The 19,505-nt window shown below is 38.3% G+C and carries 17 protein-coding genes, 2 rRNA genes and 1 riboswitch (1 of these 20 running past the window's edge); of the genes, 16 read left to right on the forward strand and 3 right to left on the reverse strand.

From position 1 onward, the window contains the following. The 14 genes from NST14_RS01720 to purD form a co-directional block, all read left to right on the forward strand. Positions 1 to 486: ribosomal RNA gene (locus NST14_RS01720) — 23S ribosomal RNA — on the forward strand (it extends 2,437 nt beyond the left edge of the window). A gap of 49 nt (positions 487 to 535) precedes the next feature. Beyond that, a 5S ribosomal RNA gene (rrf, locus tag NST14_RS01725) occupies positions 536 to 651 on the forward strand. 580 nt (positions 652 to 1,231) lie between these two features. Further along, a riboswitch (purine riboswitch) is annotated at positions 1,232 to 1,333 on the forward strand. Positions 1,334 to 1,443: 110 nt separating this feature from the next. Beyond that, positions 1,444 to 1,929 (forward strand): 5-(carboxyamino)imidazole ribonucleotide mutase, encoded by a 486-nt coding sequence (gene purE, locus NST14_RS01730; protein WP_000839371.1) that lies wholly within the window; start codon positions 1,444 to 1,446, stop codon positions 1,927 to 1,929. Continuing rightward, positions 1,926 to 3,077, forward strand: a complete 1,152-nt coding sequence (gene purK, locus NST14_RS01735; protein ID WP_000196793.1) for a 5-(carboxyamino)imidazole ribonucleotide synthase — start codon at positions 1,926 to 1,928, stop codon at positions 3,075 to 3,077. Before purE ends, purK begins: the two co-directional genes overlap by 4 nt. Beyond that, positions 3,074 to 4,381 carry an adenylosuccinate lyase gene (purB, locus tag NST14_RS01740; protein ID WP_000625676.1) on the forward strand — a complete coding sequence of 436 codons (1,308 nt, stop codon included), beginning with the start codon at positions 3,074 to 3,076 and terminating at the stop codon, positions 4,379 to 4,381. The genes purK and purB overlap by 4 nt, the downstream gene beginning before the upstream one ends. 88 nt (positions 4,382 to 4,469) lie before the next feature. Further along, complete coding sequence (purC, locus tag NST14_RS01745; protein WP_001170542.1) at positions 4,470 to 5,189, forward strand: phosphoribosylaminoimidazolesuccinocarboxamide synthase; 720 nt, start codon at positions 4,470 to 4,472, stop codon at positions 5,187 to 5,189. Then, positions 5,182 to 5,436: a phosphoribosylformylglycinamidine synthase subunit PurS gene (gene purS, locus NST14_RS01750; protein ID WP_229143072.1), complete on the forward strand. Its 255-nt coding sequence runs from the start codon at positions 5,182 to 5,184 to the stop codon at positions 5,434 to 5,436. The genes purC and purS overlap by 8 nt, the downstream gene beginning before the upstream one ends. Continuing rightward, positions 5,433 to 6,116 carry a phosphoribosylformylglycinamidine synthase subunit PurQ gene (gene purQ / locus NST14_RS01755; protein WP_000666778.1) on the forward strand — a complete coding sequence of 228 codons (684 nt, stop codon included), beginning with the start codon at positions 5,433 to 5,435 and terminating at the stop codon, positions 6,114 to 6,116. Before purS ends, purQ begins: the two co-directional genes overlap by 4 nt. Further along, positions 6,100 to 8,319: a phosphoribosylformylglycinamidine synthase II gene (gene purL, locus NST14_RS01760; RefSeq protein ID WP_000055582.1), complete on the forward strand. Its 2,220-nt coding sequence runs from the start codon at positions 6,100 to 6,102 to the stop codon at positions 8,317 to 8,319. Before purQ ends, purL begins: the two co-directional genes overlap by 17 nt. Beyond that, positions 8,304 to 9,719 carry an amidophosphoribosyltransferase gene (purF, locus tag NST14_RS01765; RefSeq protein WP_000879021.1) on the forward strand — a complete coding sequence of 472 codons (1,416 nt, stop codon included), beginning with the start codon at positions 8,304 to 8,306 and terminating at the stop codon, positions 9,717 to 9,719. The genes purL and purF overlap by 16 nt, the downstream gene beginning before the upstream one ends. Positions 9,720 to 9,820: 101 nt before the next feature. Beyond that, the gene (purM, locus tag NST14_RS01770) at positions 9,821 to 10,861 is read left to right on the forward strand and encodes a phosphoribosylformylglycinamidine cyclo-ligase (RefSeq protein ID WP_074533160.1); all 1,041 of its coding nucleotides are present in this window, start codon (positions 9,821 to 9,823) and stop codon (positions 10,859 to 10,861) included. Continuing rightward, positions 10,858 to 11,445, forward strand: coding sequence for a phosphoribosylglycinamide formyltransferase (purN, locus tag NST14_RS01775; protein WP_000088580.1), 588 nt, complete (start codon positions 10,858 to 10,860; stop codon positions 11,443 to 11,445). Before purM ends, purN begins: the two co-directional genes overlap by 4 nt. 24 nt (positions 11,446 to 11,469) lie before the next feature. Continuing rightward, positions 11,470 to 13,005 carry a bifunctional phosphoribosylaminoimidazolecarboxamide formyltransferase/IMP cyclohydrolase gene (gene purH, locus NST14_RS01780; RefSeq protein WP_000745403.1) on the forward strand — a complete coding sequence of 512 codons (1,536 nt, stop codon included), beginning with the start codon at positions 11,470 to 11,472 and terminating at the stop codon, positions 13,003 to 13,005. A 278-nt stretch (positions 13,006 to 13,283) separates the two neighbouring features. Continuing rightward, the gene (gene purD / locus NST14_RS01785; RefSeq protein ID WP_001101951.1) at positions 13,284 to 14,555 is read left to right on the forward strand and encodes a phosphoribosylamine--glycine ligase; all 1,272 of its coding nucleotides are present in this window, start codon (positions 13,284 to 13,286) and stop codon (positions 14,553 to 14,555) included. Positions 14,556 to 14,592: 37 nt separating this feature from the next. Here purD and NST14_RS01790 read toward each other — a convergent pair whose 3' ends face one another. The 3 genes from NST14_RS01790 to NST14_RS01800 form a co-directional block, all read right to left on the reverse strand. Next, a complete protein-coding gene (locus tag NST14_RS01790; protein WP_001085171.1) occupies positions 14,593 to 14,757 on the reverse strand; it encodes a toxin-antitoxin system HicB family antitoxin in 165 nt (54 codons plus the stop codon). Positions 14,758 to 14,773: 16 nt separating this feature from the next. Beyond that, on the reverse strand, positions 14,774 to 15,619 hold the full coding sequence (locus NST14_RS01795) for an SPFH domain-containing protein (protein ID WP_000660683.1): 846 nt from the start codon (positions 15,617 to 15,619) through the stop codon (positions 14,774 to 14,776). Positions 15,620 to 15,828: 209 nt separating this feature from the next. Further along, positions 15,829 to 16,206, reverse strand: coding sequence for a YgaP family membrane protein (locus NST14_RS01800; RefSeq protein WP_000812349.1), 378 nt, complete (start codon positions 16,204 to 16,206; stop codon positions 15,829 to 15,831). Positions 16,207 to 16,543: 337 nt separating this feature from the next. Between NST14_RS01800 and NST14_RS01805 the strand changes: the two genes are divergently transcribed. Continuing rightward, on the forward strand, positions 16,544 to 17,233 hold the full coding sequence (locus NST14_RS01805) for a heptaprenylglyceryl phosphate synthase (protein WP_000272089.1): 690 nt from the start codon (positions 16,544 to 16,546) through the stop codon (positions 17,231 to 17,233). A 12-nt stretch (positions 17,234 to 17,245) separates the two neighbouring features. Then, complete coding sequence (gene pcrA, locus NST14_RS01810; protein ID WP_002163769.1) at positions 17,246 to 19,495, forward strand: DNA helicase PcrA; 2,250 nt, start codon at positions 17,246 to 17,248, stop codon at positions 19,493 to 19,495. Positions 19,496 to 19,505 lie beyond the last annotated feature (10 nt).

Below are 19,505 nucleotides of genomic sequence, written 5' to 3' on the forward strand. Positions count from 1 at the left end.
GGCCATCGCTCAACGGATAAAAGCTACCCCGGGGATAACAGGCTTATCTCCCCCAAGAGTCCACATCGACGGGGAGGTTTGGCACCTCGATGTCGGCTCATCGCATCCTGGGGCTGTAGTCGGTCCCAAGGGTTGGGCTGTTCGCCCATTAAAGCGGTACGCGAGCTGGGTTCAGAACGTCGTGAGACAGTTCGGTCCCTATCCGTCGTGGGCGTAGGAAATTTGAGAGGAGCTGTCCTTAGTACGAGAGGACCGGGATGGACGCACCGCTGGTGTACCAGTTGTTCTGCCAAGGGCATAGCTGGGTAGCTATGTGCGGAAGGGATAAGTGCTGAAAGCATCTAAGCATGAAGCCCCCCTCAAGATGAGATTTCCCATAGCGTAAGCTAGTAAGATCCCTGAAAGATGATCAGGTTGATAGGTTCGAGGTGGAAGCATGGTGACATGTGGAGCTGACGAATACTAATAGATCGAGGACTTAACCATATAATATGTAGCAATGTTATCTAGTTTTGAAGGAATATGCCTTCAATAGTTTGGTGATGATGGCAGAGAGGTCACACCCGTTCCCATACCGAACACGGAAGTTAAGCTCTCTAGCGCCGATGGTAGTTGGGACCTTGTCCCTGTGAGAGTAGGACGTCGCCAAGCAAAAACCTAAGTCGTTTCGACTTAGGTTTTTTTGTGTTTATTTATATATATCAAATGACATAATCCGTAAATTTAGTAATCTTAATGAGAGAAAAGAATGAAAATGAGGCTATTGAGGGTAACTGTTATTTCTTACTACAAGTATATATTTTACATAATGAGAGTAAGAAAAGCGGGATGATATAAGAATGAAAATAAGTATTCAATCATTACAGTAATGAATGCGATACAAAGGAATAGAAACGATATGCTTTATTCCGCATTAACGGGCAGTAAGACCCCCACCTCAAATTTCAGCGGAAGCAAAGAAGCTAGGTGGGGGTCTTACTGCCCGTAAAAGCCCGATTGGTGAGGGTTGATTAAAGTTTCACTTTATATAAAAGCATACAGAATTAATATACAAACCGTTTTGTGTATGGTAGATCTCTAGAAATATATATTCTAATTGCTTATCCTTCTTGTATATAGTTACAATTATTCTTTTGAATATAACTAAAACACGAACGTTATTGGTTAGTAATAAAAAAACATTCGATTATTTGTTGACATTGTTTATAAAATATTGTTAATATAGCCATAGAAAGAATAATATATAAGACCTCATATAATCGCGGGGATATGGCCTGCAAGTCTCTACCTAACGACCGTTATTCGTTAGACTATGAGGGAAAGTCACTCGGTATTTTTCTATTCACAAGGGATACGTATGCCTGAGTAGAGCGCTTTCTCTCATAGTAAAAGAGAAAATGTTCTATTTCAGGCTTTTTTTATTTGAATCGGGGGGATTCTAATATGAAATCACTAGTTGGAGTCATAATGGGAAGCACGTCAGACTGGGAAACAATGAAATATGCTTGTGACATTTTAGATGAATTAAATATACCGTATGAGAAAAAAGTTGTATCCGCTCATCGGACTCCGGATTATATGTTTGAATATGCAGAGACGGCTCGTGAACGTGGATTGAAAGTTATTATTGCTGGAGCTGGTGGAGCAGCGCATTTACCAGGAATGGTTGCAGCGAAGACGAATCTTCCTGTCATCGGAGTGCCAGTTCAATCAAAAGCGTTAAACGGCTTAGATTCATTATTATCCATCGTCCAAATGCCAGGAGGGGTTCCAGTTGCAACTGTTGCAATTGGTAAGGCTGGTTCAACAAATGCTGGTTTACTTGCTGCACAAATACTTGGATCATTCCATGATGACATATATGATGCATTAGAATTGAGAAGAGAAGCAATTGAAAAAGATGTGCGCGAAGGTAGTGAGCTAGTATGACGAGAATCATTTTACCTGGAAAAACAATCGGTATTATTGGAGGCGGCCAGCTAGGAAGAATGATGGCATTGGCAGCTAAGGAGATGGGATATAAAATTGCTGTTTTAGATCCTACAAAAAACTCACCATGTGCACAAGTTGCTGATATTGAAATTGTTGCATCATATGACGATTTAAAAGCAATTCAGCATTTAGCGGAGATCAGTGATGTTGTCACATATGAATTTGAGAATATTGATTATAGATGTTTACAATGGCTTGAAAAACATGCTTACTTACCGCAAGGCAGTCAGTTGTTAAGTAAAACACAAAATCGTTTTACAGAAAAGAATGCGATTGAGAAAGCAGGATTACCAGTAGCAACGTATAGATTAGTTCAAAATCAAGATCAGCTTACTGAAGCAATCGCTGAATTATCATATCCTTCCGTCTTAAAAACGACGACAGGCGGATATGATGGGAAAGGGCAAGTTGTTTTAAGAAGTGAGGATGACGTTGATACAGCGCGAGAGCTTGCGAATGCAGCAGAGTGTATTTTAGAGAAATGGGTGCCTTTTGAAAAAGAAGTATCAGTTATTGTCATTCGTAGTGTAAGTGGTGAAACGAAAGTATTTCCGGTAGCGGAAAATATTCATGTAAATAACATTTTGCATGAATCCATCGTTCCGGCTCGCATTACAGAAGAACTTTCTCAAAAAGCTATTGCTTATGCAAAAGTGCTTGCGGATGAACTAGAACTTGTGGGAACACTAGCGGTAGAGATGTTTGTTACAGCTGATGGTAAGATTTACATTAATGAATTAGCACCAAGACCTCACAATTCAGGACACTATACACAGGATGCATGTGAAACGAGTCAATTCGGTCAACATATTCGAGCAATCTGTAATTTACCTCTTGGAGAAACAAATTTGTTAAAACCAGTTGTCATGGTAAACATTTTAGGCGAACATATAGAAGGGGTCCTAAGACAAGTGAATAGATTAACCGGGTGCTATTTACACTTGTATGGAAAAGAAGAAGCAAAAGCGCAGCGAAAAATGGGGCATGTTAATATTTTAAATGATAATATTGAAGTCGCTCTAGAAAAAGCGAAGAGTTTGCATATTTGGGACCATCAAGAACAACTGTTGGAGGGAAAAAGATGATTAGTCGTTATACACGCCCAGAAATGGGTGCAATTTGGACGGAAGAGAACAAATTTAAAGCGTGGTTAGAAGTTGAGATTTTAGCTTGTGAAGCATGGGCTGAGCTTGGCGATATTCCGAAAGAAGATGTTAAGAAAATTCGTGAGCATGCATCATTTGATATTGATCGTATTTATGAAATTGAAAAAGAGACACGTCATGACGTAGTTGCATTCACTCGTGCTGTATCAGAAACACCAGCATTAGGCGAGGAACGTAAATGGATTCATTACGGTTTAACATCTACAGACGTAGTAGATACAGCGTTATCTTACATCTTAAAACAAGCGAATGAAATCATATTAAAAGACTTAGAAAACTTCTTAAGTATTTTAGCTAATAAAGCAAAAGAGCATAAATACACGATCATGATGGGAAGAACACACGGTGTTCATGCAGAACCAACAACATTCGGTTTAAAACTTGGTCTTTGGTATGAAGAAATGAAACGTAACGTAGAGCGTTTCAAACAAGCTGCTAATACAGTTCGTGTTGGTAAATTATCTGGTGCGGTTGGTACATATGCAAATATCGATCCATTCGTAGAAAAGTATGTTTGTGAAAACTTAGGATTAGAAGCAGCACCAATTTCAACACAAACATTGCAACGTGATCGCCATGCTCATTACATGTCAACACTTGCATTAATCGCAACATCTATTGAAAAGATGGCAGTTGAGATTCGTGGTTTACAAAAGAGTGAAACACGTGAAGTTGAAGAAGCTTTCGCAAAAGGTCAAAAAGGTTCTTCTGCAATGCCGCATAAGCGTAATCCAATTGGATCTGAAAATATGACTGGTTTAGCTCGTGTTATCCGCGGTTATATGATGACAGCTTATGAGAATGTTCCATTATGGCATGAGCGTGATATTTCTCATTCTTCAGCAGAACGCGTAATTTTACCAGATGCTACAATCGCGTTAAATTACATGCTAAATCGCTTTGGTAATATCGTTAAAAACTTAACTGTATACCCAGAGAATATGAAACGCAATATGACAAGAACATACGGCTTAATTTATTCTCAGCGCGTAATGCTTACATTAATCGATAAAGGTATGGTGCGTGAAGAAGCTTACGATATCGTACAACCTAAAGCGATGGAAGCTTGGGAAACACAAGTACAATTTAAAGAGCTTGTAGAAGCTGATGAGCGTATTACGAGCAAGTTAACACAAGAAGAAATTAATGAATGTTTCAACTATGAGCATCATATGCAACACGTTGATACAATCTTTGAACGCCTAGGATTAAACGAAGCGTAAAATTTCATATGGCACAGAATAGAGTCATTCTGTGCCATTCTTTATAAAAACATTATTCACATTTTTCAAACTACAGGGGGCTTGCGAAATGCAAAAGCTAGAATTGCTGTATGAAGGTAAGGCAAAAAGAATTTATCGTACAGAATCAGCAGATATGGTTTGGGTAGAGTACAAAGATAGTGCGACTGCTTTCAATGGGGAGAAAAAAGAGACGATTACAGGAAAAGGTCGTTTGAACAATGAGATTACAACTTTATTGTTCAGAAAGTTACAAGAAGTAGGAATTAAAACACACTTTGTTGAGAAGCTATCTGAAACAGAACAACTTGTTAAAAAAGTGAGTATTATTCCTTTAGAAGTTGTCACAAGAAATGTAATTGCAGGAAGTCTTTCAAAACGATTAGGAATGGAAGAGGGAACTGTACTTGCAGAACCAATCGTAGAATTTTACTTCAAAGATGATGATTTAGGAGATCCGCTTGTAACGGAAGATCATATTCGTGTATTAAACGTTGCATCGCCAGAGCAAGTAAGCGTATTACGAGATATGGCTCTACAAATCAATCAAGTGTTGATTGATCATTTCGCAAGCTGTCGTGTAAGATTAGTAGATTTCAAATTAGAGTTTGGTGTAACGGATGAAGGAGAAATCATTTTAGCAGATGAAATTTCACCAGATACTTGCCGTTTATGGGATGAAACGAGCAATGAGAAGTTTGATAAAGACGTATTCCGTCGTGATCTTGGAAATTTAACAGATGCTTATGAAGAGATTTTAAAACGTTTAGGGGGAATTTCACATGTATAAAGTTAAGGTATATGTAACATTAAGAGAAAGCGTATTAGATCCACAAGGAACAGCAGTAAAAGGAGCACTTCATAGCCTTTCATTCACAGAAGTACAAGATGTTCGAATTGGAAAGTACATGGAACTAACAATTGATAAATCGGTAACTGACTTAGATAGTAAGGTAAAGGAAATGTGTGAAAAACTATTAGCAAACGTTGTAACGGAAGACTTCCGTTATGAAGTTGAGGAGGTTGTCGCACAGTGAAATTTGCCGTAATAGTATTTCCAGGTTCGAACTGTGATGTCGATATGTTCCATGCAATTAAAGATGAGCTTGGCGAAGAAGTAGATTACGTTTGGCACGATACAGAGAATTTAGATGAATATGATGCAATTCTACTACCAGGTGGTTTCTCTTACGGTGACTACTTACGCTGCGGTGCTATTTCTCGCTTTGCAAATGCAATGAAAGCAGTACAAAAAGCTGCTGAGCAAGGAAAGCCAATTTTAGGTGTATGTAATGGATTCCAGATTCTTGTTGAATCAGGATTATTACCAGGAGCATTAATGAGAAATGAAAACTTAAAATTTATGTGTCGAACAGTTCAGTTACGTGTTGAAAATAATGAAACGATGTTTACATCACAATATGAAAAAGATGAAGTAATCAATATTCCAATTGCACATGGTGAGGGGAATTACTATTGTGATGAAGAGACTCTTAAAAAATTAGAAGAGAATAATCAAATCGCATTCCGTTACGTAGAAAACCCGAACGGAAGCGTTTCAGATATTGCTGGTATTGTAAACGAAAAAGGAAATGTACTTGGTATGATGCCACACCCAGAGCGTGCTGTAGATGAATTACTTGGCGGTGCTGAAGGGTTAAAAGTCTTTCAATCTATCTTAAAACAGTGGAGGGAAACATATGTCGTTAATGCTTGAACCAAATCCAACACAAATTAAAGAAGAGCGCATATATGCGGAAATGGGGCTAACAGACGAAGAGTTTGCCATGGTTGAAAAGATTTTAGGCCGTCTGCCAAATTATACAGAAACAGGATTATTCTCTGTTATGTGGTCTGAACATTGTAGTTATAAAAATTCAAAACCAGTACTTCGAAAATTCCCAACAACAGGTGAGCGCGTCTTGCAAGGGCCTGGGGAAGGTGCTGGCATTGTAGACATCGGTGATAATCAAGCGGTTGTATTTAAAATGGAAAGTCATAACCACCCTTCTGCTATTGAGCCATATCAAGGAGCAGCAACAGGTGTTGGCGGTATTATTCGTGACGTATTCTCTATGGGAGCACGTCCAGTAGCTCTATTAAACTCACTTCGATTTGGAGAATTACAATCACCACGTGTGAAATACTTATTCGAAGAAGTAGTAGCAGGAATTGCAGGATACGGTAACTGTATCGGTATTCCAACGGTTGGCGGCGAAGTACAGTTTGATCCATGTTATGAAGGAAATCCACTTGTAAATGCAATGTGCGTAGGCTTAATTAACCACGAGGACATTAAAAAAGGGCAAGCGCACGGTGCTGGAAATACAGTAATGTACGTAGGAGCATCAACTGGTCGTGATGGTATCCACGGTGCAACATTCGCATCTGAAGAGTTATCTGAAAGCTCAGAAGCGAAGCGTCCAGCAGTTCAAGTAGGAGATCCATTTATGGAGAAACTTCTTATCGAAGCTTGCTTAGAACTTATTCAATCGGATGCACTTGTTGGAATTCAAGATATGGGTGCAGCTGGTTTAACATCATCTTCTGCAGAAATGGCAAGTAAAGCAGGCATGGGTATTGAAATGTACTTAGATGATGTACCACAGCGTGAAACAGGAATGACACCATATGAAATGATGCTATCTGAATCACAAGAGCGTATGTTAATTGTTGTGAAAAAAGGTAGAGAACAAGAGATAGTAGATTTATTTGAGAAGTATGGTCTTGCAGCCGTTACGATGGGGAAAGTAACGGAAGACAAAATGCTTCGTTTATTCCATAAAGGTGAAATGGTAGCTGAAGTACCAGCAGATGCTCTTGCAGAAGAAGCACCAATTTACCATAAACCATCACAAGAAGCAGCATATTTTGCTGAGTTCCAAGAAATGAAAATGGAAACGCCGAAAGTAGAAAACTATAAAGAAACGTTATTCGCTCTATTACAACAACCGACGATTGCAAGTAAAGAGTGGGTTTATGATCAATATGATTATCAAGTTCGCACAAGCACAGTTGTTACACCAGGTTCAGATGCAGCAGTTGTACGTGTACGCGGTACAGAAAAAGGATTAGCAATGACGACAGATTGTAACTCTCGCTACATTTATTTAGATCCAGAAGTGGGCGGTAAAATTGCAGTAGCAGAGGCAGCACGTAATATCGTATGTTCTGGCGGGGAGCCACTTGCAATTACAGATTGCTTAAACTTCGGTAACCCAGAAAAACCAGAAATCTTCTGGCAAATTGAGAAATCAGTAGATGGTATGAGTGAAGCTTGTCGCACATTACAAACACCAGTTATTGGCGGAAATGTATCAATGTATAACGAACGTAGTGGTGAAGCGGTATATCCAACACCGACAGTTGGGATGGTCGGACTAGTACATGACTTAAAACATGTAACAACACAAGAGTTTAAGCAAGCTGGCGATTTAGTTTATGTTATCGGAGAGACGAAAGCTGAGTTTGGTGGAAGTGAATTACAGAAAATGCTTCACGGCAAAATTTTCGGTCAATCACCAAGTATCGATCTAGACGTAGAATTAAAACGTCAAAAACAAATATTAGCAGCCATTCAAGCTGGCCTTGTTCAATCTGCACATGACGTTGCTGAAGGTGGTTTAGCAGTTGCAATTTCAGAAAGTGCAATTGGTGCTAACGGCTTAGGTGCTACTGTGAAATTAGACGGGGAAGCAACAGCGGCATTATTTGCGGAATCACAATCCCGCTTCGTAATAACTGTAAAACGTGAAAATAAAGAAGCGTTCGAAAAAGCGGTAGAAGCAATTCAAGTTGGAGAAGTAACAAATACAAATGAAGTAACAATTCATAATGAAGAAAATGAAGTATTACTTACAGCAAATGTAGATGAAATGAGAAAGGCTTGGAAAGGGGCAATCCCATGCTTGCTGAAATAAAGGGGTTAAACGAAGAATGTGGCGTTTTCGGAATTTGGGGGCATGAAAATGCGGCACAAGTTTCATACTACGGATTGCACAGTTTACAGCACCGTGGACAAGAAGGCGCAGGCATTGTCGTAAATAATGGAGAAAAAATCGTCGGTCACAAGGGGTTAGGCTTAATATCAGAAGTGTTTTCAAGAGGAGAGCTAGAAGGATTGAACGGAAAATCAGCAATCGGACACGTACGATACGCGACGGCTGGTGGAAGTGAAGTGGCTAACGTTCAACCATTACTATTCCGTTTTTCTGATCATAGTATGGCATTAGCTCATAACGGGAATTTAATTAATGCCAAAATGCTTCGTCGTGAATTAGAGGCAGAGGGAAGTATTTTTCAAACAAGTTCAGATACAGAAGTACTTTTACATCTTATTAAACGTAGTACGAAAGATTCGTTAATTGAAAGTGTAAAAGAAGCTTTAAATAAAGTGAAAGGTGCGTTTGCATATCTTTTACTAACTGGAAATGAAATGATTGTTGCGCTAGATCCAAATGGATTCCGTCCCCTTTCAATTGGAAAGATGGGAGATGCTTACGTTGTAGCATCAGAAACATGTGCTTTTGATGTAGTAGGTGCAACATACATTCGTGATGTAGAACCGGGTGAATTACTTATCATTAATGATGATGGAATTCACGTAGATCGTTTTACAAATGATGTAGAACATGCAATTTGCAGTATGGAATACATTTACTTCGCACGCCCAGATTCAAATATCGCTGGTGTTAATGTCCATGCAGCACGTAAAAACATGGGGAAACGTCTGGCGGCAGAAGCTCCTATTGAAGCTGATGTTGTTACTGGTGTACCAGACTCTAGCATTTCAGCAGCAATTGGTTATGCGGAGGCGACAGGCATTCCATATGAGTTAGGATTAATTAAAAATCGTTACGTTGGACGTACGTTTATTCAACCTTCTCAGGAACTGCGAGAGCAAGGGGTTAAGATGAAGCTTTCAGCAGTAAGAGGTGTGGTTGAGGGGAAACGAGTTGTTATGATTGATGATTCTATCGTACGAGGAACAACGAGTAAACGAATTGTTCGTATGCTTCGCGAGGCTGGAGCGACAGAAGTTCACGTAAGAATAGCTTCACCACCTTTGAAATATCCATGTTTCTATGGCATTGATATTCAAACGAGAAAAGAATTAATTGCAGCAAATCATACGGTAGAAGAAATTCGTGAAATGATCGGTGCAGACTCATTAACATTTTTAAGTGAAGATGGATTAGTAGATGCAATTGGACGTCCATATGAAGGGAAATACGGTGGCCTTTGTATGGCGTACTTCAATGGAGATTATCCAACAGCTCTTTATGATTATGAGCAAGAGCTTTTAGAAAGTATGAAATAAGAAGAAAAAAGCTTCTACTTCTTTTGATGTAGAAGCTAGCTTCTTTCTTAAAACGGCCCGCACAGGATAGGGAGAAATTAAAAGACGAGGTGTAAATAACGATGGCGAATGCATATAAGCAAGCAGGAGTAGATATTGAAGCTGGATATGAAGCGGTATCTCGCATGAAAAAACACGTACAAACAACAATGAGAAAAGAAGTACTAGGCGGTTTAGGCGGTTTTGGAGGTATGTTTGATCTATCAAAATTTGCATTAGAAGAACCTGTATTAGTATCTGGAACAGATGGCGTGGGAACGAAATTGATGCTCGCTTTTATGGCAGATAAACATGACACAATTGGTATTGATGCAGTAGCAATGTGTGTAAATGATATTGTTGTCCAAGGAGCAGAGCCGCTTTTCTTCCTTGATTATATTGCTTGTGGTAAAGCTGAACCTAGTAAAATTGAAAACATCGTCAAAGGTATATCAGAGGGCTGTCGCCAAGCAGGTTGTGCTTTAATTGGTGGAGAAACAGCTGAAATGCCAGGAATGTATTCTACAGAAGAATACGATTTAGCTGGTTTTACAGTTGGGATCGTTGATAAAAAGAAAATTGTAACAGGTGAAAAAATTGAAGCTGGTCACGTATTAATTGGCTTGGCATCTAGCGGTATTCATAGTAACGGTTATTCTTTAGTACGAAAAGTATTACTAGAAGATGGAGAGCTATCTTTAGATCGCATTTACGGACGCTTAGAGCTACCTCTTGGTGAAGAATTATTAAAACCAACGAAAATTTATGTCAAACCTATTTTAGAACTATTGAAGAAATATGAAGTATACGGTATGGCACATATTACAGGTGGCGGATTCATTGAAAATATTCCACGTATGTTACCAGAAGAAATCGGTGCAGAAATTGAATTAGGATCTTGGGAAATTCAGCCGATCTTTAGTTTACTTCAAGAAGTTGGCAAGCTGGAAGAGAAAGAAATGTTCAATATTTTTAACATGGGTATTGGTATGGTAGTAGCGGTGAAGGAAGAAGATGCAAAAGATGTTGTTCGTCTTCTTGAAGAGCAAGGAGAAACTGCTCGTATTATTGGACGCACTGTACAAGGAGCTGGCGTTACTTTTAATGGAGGCACAGTGCTATGAGTAGATTAGCAGTTTTTGCTTCTGGAAGCGGATCTAACTTTCAATCTCTCGTTAATGCAGTAGAAGAAAAAAGATTGGATGCAGAAATTAGTTTATTAGTATGTGATAAACCAGAAGCACGCGCTGTTGGGCGAGCACATTATCATCATATCCCGTGTTTCGCTTTTTCAGCGAAAGCATATGAGTCAAAAGAAGCGTTTGAAAAAGAGATATTAAAGAAGCTAGAAGAGTATGAAATTGATTATGTTATTTTAGCTGGATATATGCGTTTAATTGGACCAACTTTACTAGAAGCTTACGGCGGAAGGATTATTAATATTCATCCATCACTATTACCGAGTTTTCCAGGGAAAGATGCTGTTGGTCAAGCGTTAGAAGCAGGTGTGAAAGTAACTGGAGTAACGATTCATTATGTAGACGCAGGTATGGATACAGGGCCAATTATTGCACAAGAAGCAGTAGTTGTTTCTGAAGGGGATACGAGAGAAAGCTTACAAAAGAAAATTCAACAAGTTGAACATAAATTATACGTAAATACAGTGAATCAAATTGTTCAATCTACGAAAGAACCAACTGTTAACTAACATACAACCAGGGGTGAAGGGTAAATGAAAAAGCGTGCATTAGTAAGTGTTTCAGATAAAACAGGAGTAGTAGAATTTGTTAAAGGTTTACTAGAACAAGGGATCGAAGTTATATCAACAGGTGGTACGAAAAAATTACTAGAAGAAAACGGCTTACAAGTAATCGGTATTTCTGAAGTAACTGGTTTCCCAGAAATTATGGATGGTCGTGTGAAAACATTACATCCAAATATTCATGGTGGTCTATTAGCAGTTCGTGATAATGAAACGCATGTAGCACAAATGAATGAGTTAGGTATAGAGCCAATTGATTTTGTTGTCGTTAACTTATACCCATTCAAAGAAACAATCGCTAAGCCTGATGTAACATTTGCTGATGCAATTGAAAATATTGATATCGGTGGCCCGACAATGATTCGCTCTGCTGCGAAAAATCATAAATTCGTATCTGTAATTGTAGATCCAGTAGATTATGATGTTGTATTAGCTGAATTAAAAGAGAACGGTGAAGTAGCAGAGGAAACAAAACGTAAACTAGCAGCAAAAGTATTCCGTCATACAGCAGCATATGATGCACTAATTTCTAATTACTTAACAGAGCAAATGGGTGAAGAAAGTCCTGAAACATTAACTGTGACATTTGAGAAAAAGCAAGACTTACGTTATGGCGAGAACCCACATCAAAAAGCAACTTTCTATAAAGCGCCATTCGCAGCAACTTCTTCTGTTGCATACGCAGAACAATTACACGGTAAGGAATTATCGTATAACAATATTAATGATGCAGACGCAGCGCTTAGCATCGTGAAAGAATTTACAGAACCAGCAGTAGTAGCGGTAAAACATATGAATCCATGTGGTGTTGGAGTAGGTACGGATATTCATGAAGCATACACACGTGCTTATGAAGCGGATCCAGTATCCATTTTTGGAGGCATTATTGCAGCGAATCGTGAAATTGATAAAGCTACAGCTGAAAAGTTACATGAAATTTTCTTAGAAATTATTATTGCACCTTCTTTCTCAAAAGAAGCTTTGGAAGTATTGCAAAGTAAGAAAAACTTACGTTTACTAACTGTAAATATTGAAAAATCGACAAGCGCGAGCAAAAAACTAACTTCTGTACAAGGTGGCCTTCTCGTTCAAGAGGAAGATACGTTATCATTAGATGAAAGTACAATTTCAATTCCAACAAAACGTGAACCTTCAGAGCAAGAATGGAAAGATTTAAAATTAGCTTGGAAAGTTGTAAAACATGTGAAGTCAAATGCAATTGTTTTAGCGAAAGATGATATGACAATTGGTGTCGGTGCGGGACAGATGAACCGTGTAGGTTCTGCAAAAATCGCAATTACACAAGCTGGTGAAAAAGCACAAGGTAGCGCGCTTGCATCTGATGCTTTCTTCCCAATGCCAGATACATTAGAAGAAGCAGCAAAAGCAGGAATTACAGCAATCATTCAACCAGGCGGATCAATCCGTGATGAAGATTCTATTAAAGTGGCGGATACATATGGGATTGCTATGGTGTTCACTGGCGTACGTCATTTCAAACACTAATAGAGGATATTTAAAAAGTCCGGTTAAGATCACCTTCGCATGTCGTCGTTGCAATGCCAGTGCGGTACTCATGTAGGAAAACTACACTCCGTGTCCTCCTGGCAAATGCGCCTCGACCTGCTCGGTTCTCTTAATCCTCCTTTTTAAACTTTGATTGATATGGAAGTTTAAAAAGTCCGGTTAAGATAACCTTCCTTTTTAAACTTTGATTGATATGAAAAAACAAACTAGGAGCATAGCTTCTAGTTTGTACTTATTTAAATATTGGGGGATGAAATATGAATGTTTTAGTAATTGGCCGCGGTGGGCGTGAGCATGCTTTAGCTTGGAAGTTTGCACAATCTGAAAAAGTAGAAAAGGTATATGTAGCACCAGGTAATGAAGGTATGCGTGATGTTGCAACACCAATTGATATTGATGAAAATGATTTTGATGCATTAGTTTTATTTGCGAAAGAGAATCATGTTGAGTTAACTTTCGTTGGACCAGAAATTCCACTTATGAATGGAATTGTTGATCGTTTTAAAGAAGAGGGACTTCGCGTATTTGGTCCGAATCAAGCGGCTGCTGTTATTGAAGGTAGTAAAGCTTTTACAAAAGAGCTTATGAAAAAATATAATATTCCAACTGCAGCGTACGAAACTTTTACAGACTATGAAGAAGCAGTAAAGTACATTGAAAAGGTTGGTGCACCAATTGTTATTAAGGCAGACGGTTTAGCGGCTGGTAAAGGTGTAACGGTAGCAATGACACTTGAAGAGGCATTACAAGCTGTGAAAGAAATGCTGCAAGATGTAAAGTTCGGGGAAGCGAGTAAGAAAGTTGTTATTGAAGAGTTTTTAGATGGACAAGAATTTTCATTAATGGCATTTGTGAATGGAACAACTGTACATCCGATGGTAATTGCACAAGATCATAAACGAGCTTTTGATGGTGATAAAGGTCCAAATACTGGCGGAATGGGTGCATATTCTCCAGTACCACAAATTTCGGAGTCAGCAGTTCAAGAGGCGATTGAAACGGTGTTACATCCAACTGCTAAAGCGATGATCCAAGAAAATCGATCGTTTACAGGAATTTTATATGCGGGACTTATTTTAACAAATGATGGTCCAAAGGTAATTGAATTTAATGCACGTTTTGGCGATCCTGAAACTGAAGTTGTATTACCCCGTTTAGAAAATGATTTAGTGGATGTATGTAACGCTGTATTAGATGAAAGTGAGTTAACGTTACAATGGTCAGAGGAATCGGTAATTGGTGTTGTGCTTGCTTCGAAAGGATACCCGGAAGCATATAAAAAAGGTGAAATTATTAAAGGGCTAGATGCATTGCAAGATGTAATTGTTTTCCATGCGGGTACAGCAATGAAACATGGTGACTTTGTGACAAACGGTGGCCGTGTACTATTTGTTGCTTGTAAGGCGAATAGTTTACAAGAAGCAAAAGATAAAGTATATAAAGAAATCGGTAAAATTGAGAGTGATGGTCTATTTTACCGAAGTGATATAGGATATCGTGCAATTGGGCATGAGATGACGAGAAATTAATATGTGAAAAATCCCGCTGATTCCTCAGCGGGATTTTTTATGCATCTTTATCCTTTTTTAATTTCCCTTTTTGCTTTGCCATTTCTCGAAGTAAATATTCGATGTGTGCATTGACGCTACGAAACTCATCATTCGCCCATTTTTCGATGACTGCGTGTAATTCAGGATCAATACGTAATGGAAAGCTTTTCTTTTTAGCCATAAGGATTTGCAACCTTTTAGTATAGGCTTCCTGTATTAATAACTGGTTGCGCACCTTTGTCTGAAACGATGGCAACTAATAAGTTGTTCACCATATTTGCTTTACGCTCGTCATCGAGTTCTAGTACGCCTTCTTCATCTAACATATGGATTGAATCTTTTGCCATCTTCACAGCACCTTCAACAATCTCTTTTCTAGCAGCTAATACTGCTTTTGCTTGTTGACGTTGTAGCATTGCATGGGCAATTTCTGTTGCGTAAGCTAAATGTGTTAAACGAGTTTCTAATACTTCTACGCCAGCAATTTCAAGGCGTGCTTCTAACTCGCGTTTTAATTCTTCAGAGATTTCTTCAGTGTTTCCACGTAACGTAATGCAAGTTTCATCTTGAAAATTGTCATAAGGATATTTCGTTGCAACGTGGCGGATTGCCGTTTCGCTTTGAATTTCTACAAATCGATCATAATGTTCAACGCCGAACATTGCTTTTGCAGAATCAACAACCTTATATACGATAACAGCTGCAATTTCAATTGGGTTGCCGTCGACATCATTTACTTTTAATTTTTTACTATTAAAGTTTTCAACACGTAACGATACAGTTTGACGGAACGCGAACGGAATCGTTAAAAATAAACCGTTTTGACGAATTGTTCCTAAATAATTACCGAAAAACGTAATGACTTTTGCTTGATTTGGCTGAACAATCCCGATACCTGTAGCAAGAACTGCAGCTAAAATAATAGTTAATGCTGCTCCTATGAAAATTTCTTGTACAAGGAAAAATACACCGATAGCGGCTAAAATTAAAATTCCAATAATCCCAAGAAAACCATTAACGTAAAATACTTGTTTTTCTTTCATATGATCGCCTCCTGATATAAAAATGATATCACTTTTATATCATTTTAAGCAAGGGGTTTACACCTAATTTTCTGAATTTTATTGATTATGTATATTTAAATACTTAAAATAAGAATGTATGTTCTGTTTCGTGGTAAAATAAAGAAGACTTAACCGCCCACTGCAGCAGCTAAGTCCCTTTGAGAGCATCTTACATCGTGACAAATGATTCAAAGCGGTTTTGCCAGGATTATATCTTCAATCGCTGACTCAATCTCTTTGTCAGAAGCGTCATAACTTCCATTTGACTGTGGTTTGTCGTGATTGGAGGTTTGATTCGCTTCTTCTTTAGTATGTCCCTTTTTAGCAAAATCCATGCTAGGCATTTTAAATGCCCCCATATTCATGTATTTTCCGAATTTCCACATTTCAACAATAGGGCAGAAACGAACAATTCCCTCTGCAACTTTCATTGCACCAATCCATAGCAAAATGTTAGACCAAGTGCACCAAGGTTTGCGCACGAGTTTCGTTGCACTACAACCGAAGAGGACAAGTCCGAGTGTAATTCGAATTAGGGCATTTATTGTACCGATATTTTGCTTCATTAGAAAAACACTCCTTTTTATGAAAGTTGAAATAGATAATACTATTTCTTTTATTAGTATCCCTTTTGATTTTTCGGATATGTAATCCAACATTTGACGTGGAAAAAGATGTTGGAATGTGCGTGTGTGTAAGTAACTTTTTTTGTTATAATGAAAGAATGCATAAAAGGAACTTCAAAATTAAATCCTCTAGTTTAAAAAATATGGAAGAGGTAATTCCAAACTTAATTCTCCGTTTTAAACAAATATTTAAGATGAAGTTAAAACAATAATGATGAAAATAAACTGTTATTTTAAACAGAAATATATACAACTTGAGAAAAGAAAGGGTGTTTTCATGTACGATATTTCCGGATGGAAACATGTATTTAAGCTTGATCCGAATAAGGAATTAAGTGACGAACATTTAGAAATGATTTGTGAGTCTGGAACAGATGCTGTTATTGTAGGCGGAAGTGATGGGGTGACAATTGATAATGTACTACACATGCTAGTTAGCATTCGTAGATATGCAGTTCCTTGTGTGTTAGAGGTTTCTGATGTGGAAGCAATTACACCAGGATTCGATTTTTATTATATCCCAAGCGTTTTAAATAGCCGAAAGGTGGAATGGGTAACAGGCGTTCATCATGAGGCTTTGAAAGAATTTGGGGATATTATGGATTGGGACGAAATTTTTATGGAAGGATATTGTGTTTTAAATCCTGAAGCGAAAGTAGCCCAGCTTACAGATGCAAAGTGTGATGTAACAGAAGATGATGTGATTGCATACGCGCGTTTAGCAGACAAGCTATTACGTTTACCGATATTTTATTTAGAATATAGCGGTACGTATGGAGATGTTGAACTTGTTAAAAATGTGAAAGCAGAATTGAAACAAGCTAAGTTATATTATGGCGGCGGTATTTCTAATGCTGAACAGGCGAAGGAAATGGCGCAGCATGCTGATACAGTAGTTGTCGGAAATATTATTTATGATGATATAAAAGCAGCGTTAAAAACGGTTAAAGCAGTAAAAGGAGAGTAGGTGCAGGCGTATATGAGTATGACAGATAGATTATTAAATGGTTTAAATCCGCAGCAACAAAAAGCAGTACAAACAACGAACGGACCACTTCTATTAATGGCAGGCGCAGGTAGTGGTAAAACACGCGTGTTAACACATCGTATTGCGTATTTACTCGGTGAAAAAGGAGTAGCGCCATGGAATGTACTAGCTATTACCTTTACAAATAAAGCCGCTCGTGAAATGCGCGAGCGTATTGATACACTTGTCGGACCAGAAGCTGAAGATATTTGGATTTCTACGTTCCACTCTATGTGTGTACGTATTTTACGACGTGATATCGATCGCATTGGTATTAATCGTAACTTTACAATTTTAGATTCAGGTGATCAGTTAACTGTAGTCAAAAAAATTATGAAAGAGCGCAATATTGATCCGAAGAAATTTGAACCGCGCTCTATTTTAGCTGGTATTAGTAATGCGAAAAATGAATTGTTATCTGCGGATAAATATGCGAAGAAAATTACAATTGCTGATCCGTATGAAAAATTAACGAGCGATGTATATACAGAATATCAAAAACGTCTTTTGAAAAATAACTCATTAGACTTTGATGATTTAATTATGACGACGATTCAACTATTTGAACGTGTTCCAGAAGTACTAGAGTTTTATCAGCGCAAATTCCAGTATATTCACGTGGATGAGTATCAAGATACGAACAAAGCGCAGTACCTTCTTGTTAAACATTTGGCAGCACGTTTTAAAAATTTATGTGTTGTAGGTGACTCAGATCAGTCAATTTATCGCTGGCGTGGTGCGGACATTTCCAACATTTTGTCATTCGAAAAAGACTATGAGAATGCGCAAGTTATCCTGTTAGAACAAAATTATCGTTCGTCACAAAATATTTTAAATGCAGCGAATGCGGTTATTGAAAGAAATACGAATCGTAAACCGAAGAAATTATGGACAGATAATGAAGTTGGAAACAAAATTTCGTATTATCGTGCTGCAACCGAAAAGGACGAAGCATACTTTGTTGCGAAAAAAATTCGCGACGATATTCAAATGGGAAAACGAAAATATACTGATTTTGCAGTGTTATATCGTACAAATGCGCAGTCTCGTATGGTCGAGGAGATTTTCCTGAAATCTAATATTCCTTACAAAATTGTCGGCGGTACGAAGTTCTACGACCGTAAAGAGATTAAAGACATTTTGGCGTATTTACGCTTAATTGGGAATCCAGATGATGAGATTAGTTTCGCACGTATTATTAACGTGCCAAAGCGTGGAATTGGTGCGACTTCTATCGACAAAATTATTAATTACGGTGTACAAAATGGAATTTCATTAACAGCTGTATTCGATGAGATTGAGCATGTTGGAGTAAGTGCAAAGGTTACAAAGGCAGTAAAGGAATTCGCAGGTTTATTACACAACTGGGTAAATATGCAAGAGTATTTATCTGTTACAGAATTGGTAGAAGAAGTCATTGAGAAAACAGGCTATCGCGACATGTTGAAAAACGAGCGTACGTTAGAAGCAGAAGGTCGTCTAGAGAACTTAGATGAGTTTTTATCTGTTACGCAAACATTTGAATCTCAAAGCGAAGATAAGAGTCTTGTTGCATTCTTAACAGACTTAGCACTTGTTGCAGATATTGATCGTGTAGATGAAGACCCAACTGCTGGTGAGGAAGTTATTTTAATGACGATGCATTCAGCGAAAGGACTAGAATTCCCAGTTGTCTTTATTGTTGGTTTAGAGGAAGGAATATTCCCGCATACTCGTTCTCTAATGGAAGAAGATGAAATGCAAGAAGAGCGTCGTCTTGCTTATGTCGGTATTACTCGTGCAGAAGAAGAGTTGTATTTATCCAATGCACAAATGCGTACATTATTTGGTAGAACAAGTATGAATGCCGCATCTCGATTTATTACAGAAATCCCGACAGAACTAGTGGAATCATTAAATGAAACAGCGCCGAAGCGTGAAACTTCGTTTGGTGCAAAAGGAAGAGTGGCAAGTAGCAGTAAAACGACAACTACAACTACAACACGTTCTCGCTCAGCTTTCGCGCGTCCTGCAGCTAAGACGACAGGCGGCGAACAAATCGGCTGGGCAGTAGGCGATAAAGCTTCCCACCAAAAATGGGGAATCGGTACAGTTGTAAGTGTAAAAGGTGAAGGTGATGCAAAAGAATTAGATATTGCGTTCCCAAGCCCAATTGGTGTTAAACGCTTGTTAGCAAAATTTGCACCTGTGACGAAACAATAGGAAAGGAATG

The organism is Bacillus sp. FSL W8-0519, from assembly GCF_038005585.1.
GTDB lineage: Bacteria > Bacillota > Bacilli > Bacillales > Bacillaceae_G > Bacillus_A > Bacillus_A paranthracis.

Coding starts and splice junctions, on each gene's coding strand:
- purE (WP_000839371.1), top strand. CDS start 1,444: ATGAAATCACTAGTTGGAGTCATAATGGGAAGCACGTCAGACTGGGAA.
- purK (WP_000196793.1), top strand. CDS start 1,926: ATGACGAGAATCATTTTACCTGGAAAAACAATCGGTATTATTGGAGGC.
- purB (WP_000625676.1), top strand. CDS start 3,074: ATGATTAGTCGTTATACACGCCCAGAAATGGGTGCAATTTGGACGGAA.
- purC (WP_001170542.1), top strand. CDS start 4,470: ATGCAAAAGCTAGAATTGCTGTATGAAGGTAAGGCAAAAAGAATTTAT.
- purS (WP_229143072.1), top strand. CDS start 5,182: ATGTATAAAGTTAAGGTATATGTAACATTAAGAGAAAGCGTATTAGAT.
- purL (WP_000055582.1), top strand. CDS start 6,100: ATGTCGTTAATGCTTGAACCAAATCCAACACAAATTAAAGAAGAGCGC.
- purF (WP_000879021.1), top strand. CDS start 8,304: ATGCTTGCTGAAATAAAGGGGTTAAACGAAGAATGTGGCGTTTTCGGA.
- purM (WP_074533160.1), top strand. CDS start 9,821: ATGGCGAATGCATATAAGCAAGCAGGAGTAGATATTGAAGCTGGATAT.
- purN (WP_000088580.1), top strand. CDS start 10,858: ATGAGTAGATTAGCAGTTTTTGCTTCTGGAAGCGGATCTAACTTTCAA.
- purH (WP_000745403.1), top strand. CDS start 11,470: ATGAAAAAGCGTGCATTAGTAAGTGTTTCAGATAAAACAGGAGTAGTA.
- purD (WP_001101951.1), top strand. CDS start 13,284: ATGAATGTTTTAGTAATTGGCCGCGGTGGGCGTGAGCATGCTTTAGCT.
- NST14_RS01790 (WP_001085171.1), bottom strand. CDS start 14,757: ATGGCTAAAAAGAAAAGCTTTCCATTACGTATTGATCCTGAATTACAC.
- NST14_RS01795 (WP_000660683.1), bottom strand. CDS start 15,619: ATGAAAGAAAAACAAGTATTTTACGTTAATGGTTTTCTTGGGATTATT.
- NST14_RS01800 (WP_000812349.1), bottom strand. CDS start 16,206: ATGAAGCAAAATATCGGTACAATAAATGCCCTAATTCGAATTACACTC.
- NST14_RS01805 (WP_000272089.1), top strand. CDS start 16,544: ATGTACGATATTTCCGGATGGAAACATGTATTTAAGCTTGATCCGAAT.
- pcrA (WP_002163769.1), top strand. CDS start 17,246: ATGAGTATGACAGATAGATTATTAAATGGTTTAAATCCGCAGCAACAA.